The sequence below is a fragment of the Planomonospora parontospora genome, from assembly GCA_014647935.1.
In the GTDB taxonomy this organism is placed as follows: Bacteria; Actinomycetota; Actinomycetes; order Streptosporangiales; family Streptosporangiaceae; genus Planomonospora; species Planomonospora parontospora.
Map to the genome: position 1 here is coordinate 135,526 of BMQD01000005.1, position 12,128 is coordinate 147,653.

Annotated in this window: 11 protein-coding genes and 1 riboswitch; of the genes, 7 read left to right on the top strand and 4 right to left on the bottom strand. The window is 71.4% G+C overall.

Going from position 1 to position 12,128, the window contains the following annotated elements; genetic code table 11:
• Positions 1-325: 325 nt before the first annotated feature.
• The 4 genes from IEZ07_RS09915 to IEZ07_RS09930 all read left to right on the top strand — a co-directional run bounded on the left by IEZ07_RS09915 (position 326) and on the right by IEZ07_RS09930 (position 3,980).
• Positions 326-1,021, top strand: coding sequence for a PadR family transcriptional regulator (locus IEZ07_RS09915; protein WP_191894464.1), 696 nt, complete (start codon positions 326-328; stop codon positions 1,019-1,021).
• A gap of 28 nt (positions 1,022-1,049) precedes the next feature.
• Positions 1,050-2,129 carry an inositol-3-phosphate synthase gene (locus IEZ07_RS09920; RefSeq protein ID WP_189238765.1) on the top strand — a complete coding sequence of 360 codons (1,080 nt, stop codon included), beginning with the start codon at positions 1,050-1,052 and terminating at the stop codon, positions 2,127-2,129.
• A gap of 175 nt (positions 2,130-2,304) precedes the next feature.
• On the top strand, positions 2,305-2,580 hold the full coding sequence (locus IEZ07_RS09925; RefSeq protein ID WP_191894465.1) for a hypothetical protein: 276 nt from the start codon (positions 2,305-2,307) through the stop codon (positions 2,578-2,580).
• 485 nt (positions 2,581-3,065) lie between these two features.
• Positions 3,066-3,980, top strand: coding sequence for an AAA family ATPase (locus tag IEZ07_RS09930; protein ID WP_191894466.1), 915 nt, complete (start codon positions 3,066-3,068; stop codon positions 3,978-3,980).
• Between the two features lie 63 nt (positions 3,981-4,043).
• On the opposite strand, the gene IEZ07_RS09935 is transcribed toward IEZ07_RS09930, so the two are convergent.
• Both IEZ07_RS09935 and idi read right to left on the bottom strand, forming a co-directional pair.
• Positions 4,044-4,367 carry a DMT family transporter gene (locus IEZ07_RS09935; protein ID WP_191894467.1) on the bottom strand — a complete coding sequence of 108 codons (324 nt, stop codon included), beginning with the start codon at positions 4,365-4,367 and terminating at the stop codon, positions 4,044-4,046.
• 19 nt (positions 4,368-4,386) lie between these two features.
• Positions 4,387-4,453, bottom strand: a riboswitch (guanidine-III (ykkC-III) riboswitch).
• A gap of 43 nt (positions 4,454-4,496) precedes the next feature.
• On the bottom strand, positions 4,497-5,102 hold the full coding sequence (gene idi / locus IEZ07_RS09940) for an isopentenyl-diphosphate Delta-isomerase (RefSeq protein ID WP_373868849.1): 606 nt from the start codon (positions 5,100-5,102) through the stop codon (positions 4,497-4,499).
• Positions 5,103-5,246: 144 nt separating this feature from the next.
• Between idi and IEZ07_RS09945 the strand changes: the two genes are divergently transcribed.
• Entirely contained in the window at positions 5,247-6,548 is a 1,302-nt protein-coding gene (locus IEZ07_RS09945; protein ID WP_191894469.1) for an MFS transporter, read from the top strand.
• On the opposite strand, the gene IEZ07_RS09950 is transcribed toward IEZ07_RS09945, so the two are convergent.
• Complete coding sequence (locus IEZ07_RS09950) at positions 6,499-7,746, bottom strand: adenosylmethionine--8-amino-7-oxononanoate transaminase (protein ID WP_239319934.1); 1,248 nt, start codon at positions 7,744-7,746, stop codon at positions 6,499-6,501. The genes IEZ07_RS09945 and IEZ07_RS09950 overlap by 50 nt on opposite strands.
• A 29-nt stretch (positions 7,747-7,775) precedes the next feature.
• Positions 7,776-9,176 carry a CCA tRNA nucleotidyltransferase gene (locus IEZ07_RS09955; protein WP_068900315.1) on the bottom strand — a complete coding sequence of 467 codons (1,401 nt, stop codon included), beginning with the start codon at positions 9,174-9,176 and terminating at the stop codon, positions 7,776-7,778.
• A 160-nt stretch (positions 9,177-9,336) separates the two neighbouring features.
• Between IEZ07_RS09955 and IEZ07_RS09960 the strand changes: the two genes are divergently transcribed.
• Both IEZ07_RS09960 and IEZ07_RS09965 read left to right on the top strand, forming a co-directional pair.
• On the top strand, positions 9,337-9,858 hold the full coding sequence (locus IEZ07_RS09960) for an aminoacyl-tRNA deacylase (RefSeq protein WP_191894470.1): 522 nt from the start codon (positions 9,337-9,339) through the stop codon (positions 9,856-9,858).
• A gap of 46 nt (positions 9,859-9,904) precedes the next feature.
• Positions 9,905-12,097, top strand: a complete 2,193-nt coding sequence (locus IEZ07_RS09965) for a DUF6049 family protein (RefSeq protein ID WP_191894471.1) — start codon at positions 9,905-9,907, stop codon at positions 12,095-12,097.
• Positions 12,098-12,128: the final 31 nt, after the last annotated feature.

The window sequence follows — 12,128 nt, forward strand, 5'->3', positions numbered from 1 at the left end:
ATCTCAGCACCTTGGCTCACTAGTAGCCGACCTCTTCGGGGGGATCTCCGTTCCCGGGGGCGAATACGCCCTCCGGGTGGCTCCGGGAGCAACCGCGACGGGTCTCTCCTGCGCAGACGTGAAATTCCCCATGCCCATCGGCGGTCCGGAGCGCGCGCGGGCCTGATCCCACCACCGCTCGCTGTGACCACATAACGGCCAGACTACGGCTTTTTTGCGTTTGCTCCCAACCCCTTGGGAAAGTCGCCCGTTGCCGAGTATGTCGCGTCGACGTATCCTCCTGATGTATCGGCTCGATACATCGGCGCGAGAGGTGGTGGTTCCAGTGGCCGGTTCACGAGGCGGCGTGCTGGAGCTCGCCGTGCTCGGGTCGCTGCACGAGACCCCGCTGCACGGCTACGAACTGCGCAAACGGCTCAACGCCCTGCTCGGCATGTTTCGCGCCTTCTCCTACGGCTCGCTCTACCCGTGCCTGCGCCAGCTGCTGACGGACGGGCTCATCGTCGAGGAGGAGCCCGCCGCCGAGAGCCCTGTCCCTCTCACCGGCCGCCGGTCGAAGATCGTCTACCGGCTGACCGCCGAGGGCAAGGAGCGGCTGCAGGAGCTCCTCACCCAGGCCGGCCCGTCCGCCTGGGAGGACGAGAGCTTCGGCATCCACTTCGCCTTCTTCCGGCACACCGAGGCCGAGGTGCGCCTGCGCATCCTCGAGGGACGCCGCAGCCGCCTGGAGGAGAGACTCGACGCCGTCCGCACGGCCCTGGCCCGCACGCGCGAGCGGCTGGACAGCTACACCCTGGAGCTCCAGCGCCACGGCCTGGAGTCGGTCGAGCGCGAGGTGCGGTGGCTCAACGAGCTGATCGAGACCGAGCGGCGGGGATCCGCGGCGAGCGCGGCGCCGGACGCCGGGCACCGGAGCTCCGCCGCGGGCGGGGAACCGCGGTCGGCGCACGAAGAGACGTCCCGGGCGCCCTCGCCCGGAACCGATGGTCCGGAGCGGCCCGCCGCTCCGGAGGACAACTGATCAAACAGGACTAAGGGGAGCGAGTGCCATGGGTTCGGTGCGCGTAGCCATTGTCGGTGTGGGCAACTGTGCCGCGTCGCTCGTGCAGGGCGTGCACTACTACAGGGATGCCGACCCGGGCACCCGGGTGCCGGGCCTGATGCACGTCAAGTTCGGCGACTACCATGTCGGCGACGTCGAGTTCGTCGCCGCGTTCGACGTCGACGCCAAGAAGGTCGGCCGCGACCTGTCCGAGGCGATCGTTGCCTCGGAGAACAACACCATCAAGATCTGCGACGTGCCGCCGACCGGCGTGACCGTGCAGCGCGGCCACACCTTCGACGGCCTCGGCGAGTACTACCGCGAGATGGTCGAGGAGTCCGACGACGCCCCGGTCGACGTCGTGCAGGCGCTCAAGGACGCCCGGGTGGACGTGCTGGTCTCCTACCTGCCGGTGGGCTCGGAGGAGGCGGACCGCTTCTACGCCCAGTGCGCCATCGACGCCAAGGTGGCCTTCGTCAACGCGCTGCCGGTGTTCATCGCCTCCGACCCCGAGTGGGCGCAGAAGTTCACCGACGCGGGCGTGCCGATCGTCGGCGACGACATCAAGTCCCAGGTCGGCGCGACCATCACGCACCGGGTCATGGCCAAGCTGTTCGAGGACCGCGGGGTGGAGCTGCTCCGCACCTACCAGCTGAACTTCGGCGGCAACATGGACTTCATGAACATGCTGGAGCGCAAGCGCCTGCAGTCCAAGAAGATCTCCAAGACCCAGTCCGTCACCTCGCAGATCCCGCACGAGATGGCCAAGGCCGACGTGCACATCGGCCCGTCGGACCACGTGCCGTGGCTGGACGACCGCAAGTGGGCCTACGTCCGCCTGGAGGGCCGCTCCTTCGGCGACACCCCGCTGAACCTGGAGTACAAGCTGGAGGTCTGGGACTCCCCCAACTCCGCCGGCGTCATCATCGACGCCGTCCGCGCTGCCAAGATCGCCCTGGACCGGGGCATCGCCGGCCCGATCCTCTCGGCCTCCTCCTACTTCATGAAGTCCCCGCCGGAGCAGTACTCCGACGAGGAGGCCCACGAGTACGTCGAGAAGTTCATCCGCGGCGAGGTCGAGCGCTGACCTCCTCGCCCTGAGAGCCCTCCGCCCCTCCCAGGGCGGAGGGCTCTTCTCTTCTCCAGGCCGGTTGCAGGTGAACTACGCCAGAATGAACGAAGAAGGTGCACGAATCCGATCCATGAGGAGCAGCGATGGGACACGAACCATGAGTCCCCGCCGCTGGGTCGCGATGTCGTGCATGGCGCTGCTCACGGCGGCCGCCATCTACGTGCACGCCCTATGGAGTGGAGAATTCGCGACGCTGCTCCCGCTCGACGAATACTGCACGAGCAGGCCGTTGGGTTCCCCATATGTCTCCTGGACCTGGTTCCCGATCCGGCATCTCTGCCATTGGGAGGACGGGACGACGACGGACCTGGTGCCGGCCTATGTCAATCCGATCCTGGTGACGTCTCTGGTGGGGGCCGTGCTCTGTATGGTCATGGCCGTTCGAGCGCGGAGGCGGGAAAGATGATCTTCAATCGCCGCTTCTCCCGGCAAAAGGGGTATCCGTATCCGACTCCGCACACCGCCTGTCCCGTCGCCGCCTGCTGACGGCCGGGGCCGAATCGCCGGCGTCGTCGCCCATGATCACTTGGCTGACTCGACGGGAGGAAACCAGCCGAACGCTCCGGCCTCACTCCGTCCAGGATCCGCTTCACCCTGCTATCGATCTTCCTAGCTCATAGTCCGGTCATATTAACTGCGCTAGGAGCTAGGAAGTCGGGTCATGGAGAAGCCACCCTCGGTCTTCGCGCGGGACTTCGAGTGGAGCCTGCTGGACAGGTTCATGGGCCCGTATCCCGGGCTGCACCTCAGCGTCATGTGCGGCAGGCGCCGCCAGGGCAAGAGCTTCGTGCTCTCCCACCTCTCCGAGGCCTTCCAGGGCATGTACCACATGGCCCTGCCCGACGACGACCGGCTGCTCGCCCTCGAACGGTTCGGGACGACGCTGGGGGAATGGGCGGGCTGGCCGACCCCGAGGCCGCCTTCCACCTCTACGCCTTCATCGGGGGCACGCCCGGCTACCGGCGCGGCGTCGCGGGGCGGCAGCCGCCGTCGTCCCCCGCCGACGTGGAGAGATGGGTGATGGACGAGGTCGTGACCCCGGACGGCACCCTCTACGACGAACCCTCCTACGTGCTGCGGGAGGATCCCCGGATGGTCGACCGCTCCCTCTACCAGACCGTGCTCCAGCACATCGCCCAGGGCCACACCACGCCGACGAAGATCGGCGCCCGGATGGAGCGGCCCGCGACCGCGCTGGAACACCCGCTGCGCGTCCTGCTGGAGTCGCGCATCATCACCAAGGAGGAGGACGTGCTCTACCAGCGCAAGATCTCCTACCACCTGAGCGACCCCCTGCTCCGGTTCCACCACCTGGTGGTGCAGCCGCGCGTCCACGACGCCGAACTGGGAAACGCGGAAGCGGTCTGGGCCGCCGCGCGGGACACGGTCCAGTCCAAGATCCTCGGACCGGCTTTCGAGGAGGTCTGCCGCCGCTGGACCCGGGTCTACGGCCTGGAGCGGCTCGGCCTGGACGGCGGCGGTGAGGTCGGGGAGACGACGATCTCGTGCCCCGAGTGCCGGAAGAGCCACCAGATCGATGTGATCATGCTGGGTCCGGGAGAACAGGCCCGGTCGAAGAGTCCGGCGGTGAGTGCGCTGGGCGAGGCGAAGTACACCGCAGAGCCTCGCGGCAGCGCCGACCTGCACCGGCTGGACCATCTCCGGGCGGTCATCACCGCCAAGCGCGTTCCGGCGGAGGACGCCAAGCTGGTGATCTTCGCCAGGAACGGCTTCACCGCCGACCTGGAGGCCGAGGCCCGGCGTCGAGGCGACGTCGTCCTGGTGACACTGGCCGACCTCTACTGACGGGGTTCGCCGGATGGTCCGCATGGTTCGGCGGGCAGGTGGGTCCCGGTGCCTCGGACGGGGTCAGTGGCCGCCGCCCGCCAGGTTGAGGCCGACGACGCCGCAGAGGATGAGGGCGATCGAGGCGATCTTGACGGGGGACGCGTCCTCGCCCAGCGCGATCATGCCCAGCGTGGCGGTGCCGACCGCGCCGATGCCCGTCCAGACGGCGTAGGCCGTACCGACGTCGAGGCTCTTGAGGGCGAGCGCGAGGAGTCCGAAGCTGAGGACGGCCGAGACGGCGAAGCCGATGCTCGGCAGCGGTGCGGAGAACCCGTCGCTCAACTTCAGCGAATAGGCCATGGCGACCTCGAACAGGCCGGCGACGATGATCATTATCCAGGCCATGACGGCTCCCTCCGATGCAGGAGCGTCGTCTTCGCAGGCCGGGTACGGCGCGTCTCGTCCGGGCGGTTCCCGGAAGCGGGACCGCGTCGACGACAACGGCGGCGGTCCCCCGGAGATTCCCGCCCGGGATCAGCGCGCCGCGGGCGGGAGGGCGGCGGGGTCGGCGACGGGCCAGCGCAGAGGGTCGGCGCCGAGACCGTCGAGGTGGGGGACCTGCTCCCGGCACCACGGCGAGATCGGCAGGCTCCCGTCGAGCACGCCCCGGGCGAACTCCCGCCACGGAGTCCAGCGCACCTCCCCGACCTCGTCGGGGTTGGGCGCGACCGCGGTGCCGGCCTCGGTGTCGGCCCCGGTGTCGACGACGACCCGGTAGACCGGGCAGAGCTCGCGCTCGACGACGCCGTTGTCCATGACGGCCCGGTAGGAGAAGCGCGGCAGCAGCAGGTCCGCCGCGACGACCGTGAGCCCGAGCTCGTAGTCCAGCCGCCGGACCACCGCGTCGTGCGTCGGCTCGCCGGGCAGGGGGTGGCCGCAGCAGCTGTTGGTCCACACGTCCGGCCAGGTGAGCTTGTGCGACGCCCGCCGGGTGAGGAGCACCCTGCCGTCGGTGTCGAACACGTAGCTGGAGAAGGCGAGGTGGAGGGGGGTGTCGGGGCCGTGCACCGCCGCCTTGGGGGCCGTGCCGACCGCGTTCCCGTCGACGTCGACGAGCACGACGTGTTCATCAGGTGTCACGGATCGAGAGTACGTGATCATGTCTGCTCATCACGCCCACTCTGCAACACGGGCGGAAAGTCCATATATGTCACATGGTTGCCGTTCGGTGGTCTCAGGGACATCCCCGATCCCCTGAGCCCGTCCCGCACGTAGGCTGAGCCCGTGTCATTCGTATCCGATCTACGCGTCGTCCTGGAAGGTCGGGACTTCCGGCGGCTGTACGGCACCCGCCTGGTCTCCCAGTTCTCCGACGGGATCTTCCAGTTCGCGGTGGCCGGATTCGCGTTCTTCAGCCCGGAGCAGAGCACCAGCGCCGTCCAGATCGCCGCGGGCCTGGCCGTGCTGCTCCTGCCGTACTCCGTGCTGGGGCCCTTCGTCGGCGTGTTCATCGACCGCTGGTCCCGGCAGCGGATCCTGGTCGTCGCGCCGCTGGTCCGGGGTGCGCTGCTGGTGGCCACCGCGGCGCTGCTGGCCGGCGGCGCCCCCGACGCCGTCTTCTACGCCGCCGCGCTCTGCGTGCTCGGGGTGAACCGGTTCTTCCTGGCCGCGCTCGGGGCCTCGCTCCCGCACGTCGTCCCGGCCGACCGGCTGATGGTGGCCAACGCGGTCACCCCCACCTCCGGCACCGTGCTGACCTTCGTCGGAGTGGGCGTGGGCATCCTGCTCCGCAAGGTCCTCGGCAGCGACGACCAGGGCGTCGCCGTGCTCCTGCTCGTCTCCGGCCTGATCTTCGGGCTCAGCGCGCTGATCGCCCGGACCATGGACCGGGCGCTGCTCGGCCCGGCCTACGACCCGGACCGGCCGCAGGCCCGCGAGGCCGTACGGCACGTCGTCAGCGGCCTCGTCGACGGCGCGCGGCACATCGCGGGCCACCGCGCCGCCGCCGCCGCGATGGGCGCGATGGCCACCCACCGCTTCATGTACGGCATGTGCACGGCGATGCTCGTCATGCTCTCGCGCTACTACTTCGCCGAGAGCGCCGAGGACGCCCTGGACGCGGTCACCGTCGTGGTCGCCACCTCCGGAGTCGGCTACTTCCTGGCCGTGCTGGTCACCCCGTGGGCCACCGAGCGGTTCGGGCTGCACCGCTGGGTCCCGGCCATGCTCGTCACCGCCGGGGTGCTCACGCTGGGGCTGTGCGCGACGTTCCAGCAGTGGGGGTTCGCCGCGGCCGGCTTCGTGCTGGGCATCGCCGGGCAGAGCGTCAAGATCTGCGCGGACACGGCCGTCCAGCGGGACGTCGACGACGCCTACCTCGGCCGGGCCTTCTCCATCTACGACATGCTCTTCAACGGCAGCTACGTGCTGGCCGCGGCCTGCGCGGCGGCGCTGCTCCCGGCCGACGGGAAGTCACTGACCGTGCTGATCCTCATCACCGCCGGATACGCCGGCGGCGCCGTGCTCTACCGGGTCGTCAGGCGTCCCGGCCGATATCCGCAACCGCAGCCGTCATCGCGGCCGTGATCCGCGCCAGGTCGTCGTCGTCCGTGGCGTACGGCGGCATCGTGTAGATCAGCCGGCCGAACGGCCGGAGCCAGACGCCGTGCCGCATGACGGTGTCCTGGACGCGCCCGACGTCGACCGGCTCCAGCGTCTCGACCACGCCGATCGCGCCGAGCACGCGCACGTCCTTCACCCCGGGGGCGTGCGCCGCCCCGGCCAGGCCCGCCGTCAGCCCCCGCTCGATCCGGGCGACCTCCTCCCGCCAGGGGCGCTCGGCCAGCAGGTCCAGGGAGGCGTTCGCGACGGCGGCGGCCAGCGGGTTGCCCATGAAGGTCGGCCCGTGCATCAGCGTGCCGATACCCGCCGCCACCCGCTCGGTGCACAGCGTCGCCGCCAGGGACATATAGCCGCCGGTCAGCGCCTTGCCCAGGCACATGATGTCGGGCCGGATGCCCGCGTGGTCGCAGCCGAACAGCTCGCCGGTCCGGCCGAAGCCGGTGGCGATCTCGTCGGCGATCAGCAGCAGGCCGTGCTCGTCGGCCAGCTCGCGGAGCCGGCGCAGATGGGCCGGGTGGTAGAAGTGCATGCCGCCTGCGCCCTGGACGACCGGCTCGACGATGATCGCCGCCAGCTCGGAGGCGTGCCGGGCGACCGTCTCCGCCAGCTCGGCGAGGTAGGCCTCGTCGTGGTCCGCGGGAGGCCGGGGGGCGAACACGTGCTGCGGGAGCGCGCCGGAGAACAGGTGGTGCATGCCGTTCACCGGGTCGCAGACGGCCATCGCCCCGAAGGTGTCGCCGTGGTAGCCGCCCCTGACCGTCAGCAGGCGGTGCCGCCCGGTGAACTGGAAGGCCATCTTGATCGCGACCTCGACGGCCACCGAGCCGGAGTCGGCGAGGAAGACCTTCGGCAGCCCGGTCATCTCCGCCAGCGTGCGCGCCAGCCGTACGGCGGGCTCGTGGGTGAGCCCGCCGAACATGACGTGCGCCATGTCGGCGAGCTGCGCGGTCAGGGCGGCGTCGAGGCGCGGGTGCCCGTAGCCGTGGATCGCCGCCCACCACGACGACATCCCGTCGACCAGCTCGCGCCCGTCGGCGAGCGTCAGCCGCACCCCGGAGGCCCGAACCACCTGGTGGACCGGCACCTGCGGGGGGACGGAGGCGTACGGGTGCCACACGTGCGCGCGGTCGAGCGCCGGCACGTCCACATCGATCGCGTCCACCGCGCCACCCTAACCCGGTGCGCCGCCCGTCAGCCGGGCAGCACGCCGTTGGCCGCGGCCCACTCGCGCAGGGCCTCGGCCGCGGCCTCCTTGCCGACGACGCCCTCGTCCATGCGCATGTCGAGGAGGAACTTGTAGGCGCGCCCGACCACCGGGCCGGGCGGGACGCCGAGGATCTCCTGGATCTCGTTGCCGTCCAGCTCGGGACGGATCTTGCCGAGCTCCTCCTCCTCGGCGAGCCTGGCGATGCGCTCCTCGAGCTGGTCGTAGGTGCGCGACAGCGTCTGGGCCTTGCGCCGGTTGCGGGTGGTGCAGTCGGCGCGGGTCAGCTTGTGCAGCCGCTCCAGCAGGTGCCCGGCGTCCCGGACGTAGCGGCGGACCGCCGAGTCGGTCCACTCGCCCGTGCCGTAGCCGTGGAAGCGCAGGTGGAGCTCGACCAGGCGGGCGACGTCGGCCACCACGTCCTTGGGGAACTTCAGCTCGGTCAGGCGCTTCTTGGCCAGCTGGGCGCCCACCACCTCGTGGTGGTGGAAGGAGACCCGGCCGCCGGGCTCGTGCCGGCGGGTCTTGGGCTTGCCCACGTCGTGCAGGAGCGCGGACCAGCGCAGGATGCGGTCGGGGCCGCCCTCCTCCAGATCGATCGCCTGCTCCAGCACGATCAGCGTGTGCTCGTAGACGTCCTTGTGCCGGTGGTGCTCGTCGATCTCCAGGCGGAGCCTGGGCAGCTCCGGCAAGACGTACGCGGCCAGGCCCGACTCGACCAGGATGCGCAGCCCCTCGCGCGGGTTGTCCCCGCAGATCAGCTTGTCCAGCTCGTCGCGGATGCGCTCGGCGGAGACGATCTCGATCCGCCCGGCCATCGCGGTCATCGCGTCCAGCGCCGCCCGGTCCACGGCGAAGCCGAGCTGGCTGGCGAACCGGGCGGCGCGCAGCATCCGCAGCGGGTCGTCGTCGAAGGACCGCTCCGGGGGGCCGGGGGTGCGCAGGACCCTGGCGTGCAGGTCGTCCAGGCCGCCGTGCGGGTCCTCGAACTCCCGGCCGGGCAGCCGCAGCGCCATCGCGTTGACCGCGAAGTCGCGCCGGGCCAGGTCGCCCTCCAGCGTGTCGCCGTAGACCACCTCGGGCTTGCGCGACTTCGGGTCGTACGACTCGCTGCGGTAGGTGGTGATCTCCAGCAGCCAGTTGCCCTTGCGCGCGCCGACCGTGCCGAAGTCGATGCCGATCGTCCAGATCGAGTCGGCCCAGTCGCGGATGAGCTCCAGGACCGTCTCGGGCCGCGCGTCCGTCGTCAGGTCGAGGTCGTTGCCGATCCGGCCGAGGAAGACGTCGCGGACCGAGCCGCCCACCAGGGCGATCTCGTATCCCCGCGCGGCGAACAGCTCGCCGAGCTCGTCGGCGACCGGCGCGATCTTGCGGAACAGCTCGCTCATGCCGTGCCGCTGGCTCTCAGACAGATTTGAAAGGGACAAACCGGGTAGGTCCTTCGGTCAGGGAACACGTTCCCCACTGGGGAGACGCCGTACAGCGATCACCAGGCTACGTTCAGCCGCGGTCCGGGCGGAGCCGAGCGCCGAGGCAAGGAGGATCTGTATGAAGGACGCCCTCGCGATCCACCGCTGGCTCCTCGCACTCCAGATCCATCATGAGATCGTACGCCTTCCCCGCGTGTTGACGAGTGCCGACGAGCTGCCCGAGGTCCTCTCCGCGAGTCCCGCCACCTGCGTGGGCGTCTCCGTGTTCGAGGTCACCACCCGGATCGGTCCCGAGGTCGTCGCGACCGTCGCGCCCGTCGGCGCCCCGCCCCGGCCCGGCACCGTCGGCGGCGTCCTGGACGTGCGCCGGGTCCGCCCGGCCTCCGCCTTCACCGTGAACTCCGCCACCGACTACGCCGCCGGGCTGGTCTGCCCGCTGCTGCTCCCCGACGACCTGACCGTGCTGGTGGACGAGCGGCTCACCAGGATCGACGGTCCCGTCCACACCCCCGTGGGCGAACGCCACACGGCGCTCCGGATCGACGCCGGCGACCTGCTCTCCCTCGTCCCCGGGAAGACCGTCGACCTGTCCGTTCCCCGGCCCCGAGGAGAGCCGATGACCGCCCGGCTCGTCGGATAGGCCATAGCATTGCGGGCGTGCGCCGTATTTCACCCTTGGCCGGCACGTGATCCGCAAGCACGTGCCGCTCGTCGTCCTGCTCGCCACGCTGCTCTCCCTCGCGGCCGTGGCCACTGGCGGCACGGCGACCGCAGGAACGACGACGGCGGCCCGCCAGACCCTGCAGCTCGTGATCGCGTCGATCACCCCGGACCTGCCGAAGGAGCCCGCCACCGAGATCAGGGTCTCCGGCACGCTGGCGAACACCGGCACCGAGGCCCGGACCGGCCTGCGCTACCGGCTGCGCTACTCGGCCCAGCCCTTCGCCCGGCGGGCCGACATGACCGCATACCTGAGCGGCCAGGAGCACGTCCAGCCGGGCGGCCTGCGTGACGAGAGCTGGCTCCAGCAGCCGCTGGCGGCCTCGGCCAAACTGCCGTGGGAGTTCGTCTTCACCCCCCAGCAGCTGGGCCTGTACCGGTTCGGCGTCTACCCGCTGACGGTCGAGGTGGTCGACGCCGCCGAGCAGAAGCTCGCCGTGCAGCGCACCTTCCTGACCTACCTGCCGAAGGGGACGAAGATCCCGCGGGCCTCGCGCACCCGCCTCGCCGTGGTCCTGCCGGTCATCGACCAGCCGCACCGGGCCGACGACGGCAGCTTCCTCGACGAGGACCTGACCGCCGGCCTGGCGGAGGGCAAGCGCCTCGACGACCTGCTGAAGACCGCCCAGGGCGTCTCCTCCGCCAAGGGGGTCACCTGGGTGGTCGACCCCGCCCTCCTCGACGACGTGCGGACGCTGGGCAGGGCGCACCGGGTGAAGGCGGGCGCCGAGACGGTGAGCCGTCCCGCCGACGCCGCGGCGACCCGGTGGCTCGGCGCCCTGCGCACGGCCCTGGCCGACTCCCCGGTCGCGGCCACCCCCTACGCCGACCCGGACGTGGCCGCCCTGGCCCACAACGGCCTCGACGGCACCACCCGCAAGGGCGTCGCGGCGGCCGCGCGGACCGGCCGGGAGATCCTCGGCCGCGACGTCGCCACCGACGTCAACTGGCCGGTCGGCGGGGTGATCGACCACGACGGCCTGGACGTCCTGGCCGTCGCCGGGGTCCGCAGCGTGCTGCTGAGCGAGGCCAACCTGCCGCCCGCCGCCCCGGCCGCCACGGTCCCGGGCGCCGTCGCGCAGCCCCCCGCGACCACCCCGGACGCCGTCGCCACCCTGCAGAGCGTGAGCGGCCCGGTCCAGGCGCTGGTGGCGGACCCGGTGCTGAGCGACATCGTCGGCGCGACGGCCTCCAGCCCCGACTGGGCCCTGCTGAACCGCCGGCGCTTCATCGCCGAGACCGCGATGATCAGTGCGGAGCCCGTCACCGGCCGCAGGACCGTGGTGGCCGCCCCGCCGCGCCGCTGGTCGCCCGACCCGGCCTACGTCACCGGCCTGGTCGAGACGGCCGGGTCCCTGCCCTGGCTCTCCCCCGCCACGCTCGACGCGGTCAAGCCCGGCAAGGTCGTCACGCCGCGCGCCGGCCTCACCTACACCCCGCAGGACCGGAGCCGGGAGCTCGGCAAGAAGTACCTGACGGGCGTCCGGCGGGTGGGCGAGCGCGCGAACCTGGCCACCTCCGTCACCCACGTCACCCCGGACGCCCCCGGGGACGACTCCGGCAGGTTCGACCTGGCGCTCCTCCGGCTCGCCTCCTCCGCCTGGCGGGACAGGGCCAGGGCCGCGGAGCCGTACGTCGAGCAGCTGCGGAGCACCGTCGACGGCCGGATCGACCAGGTGAGGATCGTCGGCGGCGAGCAGGCCGAGCAGATCCGCACCCTGGCCGGGGAGGACGGCGAGGTGCCGATCAGCGTCCGCAACGAGCGCAGGGGGAGCGGCAGCACGGTCGCGGTCCGGGTCAGGGTGACCTCGCAGAAGCCCGGCCGGCTGAGGATCGAGCCGTACGAGGACCGGATGGTCATCTCCGGCGGGCAGACCCAGACCGTGCGGATCCCGATGACCATCACGGGCGCCTCCGGCGGGCAGACCTCGGTGACGGTCCAGCTCACCACCGACGACGGCCGCGCGTACGGCCAGCGGGTCAAGCTCACCGTGCGGAGCACCGGCTACACCGGGATCGCGCTGGTGATCGCGGGGGCGGCCCTGCTGGTGATGCTGGCCGCGGTGGGCCTGCGCGTCCTGCGCCGCCGGGGGTCGGGCAGGGCCGCGACCGCCGCCTCGCCCAGGCGGGCGAGCGTGCCGGCCGGCACCGAGTCCTGAAGCCCGGGTCCCCGACGGGGTCTCGGCCCCC

Excerpts from the sequence above, each read along its gene's own strand:
- IEZ07_RS09955 (WP_068900315.1), bottom strand. The coding sequence starts at position 9,176 with ATGAGCGAGCTGTTCCGCAAGATCGCGCCGGTCGCCGACGAGCTCGGC.
- IEZ07_RS09935 (WP_191894467.1), bottom strand. The coding sequence starts at position 4,367 with ATGGCCTGGATAATGATCATCGTCGCCGGCCTGTTCGAGGTCGCCATG.
- IEZ07_RS09925 (WP_191894465.1), top strand. The coding sequence starts at position 2,305 with ATGGCGCTGCTCACGGCGGCCGCCATCTACGTGCACGCCCTATGGAGT.
- IEZ07_RS09920 (WP_189238765.1), top strand. The coding sequence starts at position 1,050 with ATGGGTTCGGTGCGCGTAGCCATTGTCGGTGTGGGCAACTGTGCCGCG.
- IEZ07_RS09960 (WP_191894470.1), top strand. The coding sequence starts at position 9,337 with ATGAAGGACGCCCTCGCGATCCACCGCTGGCTCCTCGCACTCCAGATC.
- IEZ07_RS09930 (WP_191894466.1), top strand. The coding sequence starts at position 3,066 with ATGGGCGGGCTGGCCGACCCCGAGGCCGCCTTCCACCTCTACGCCTTC.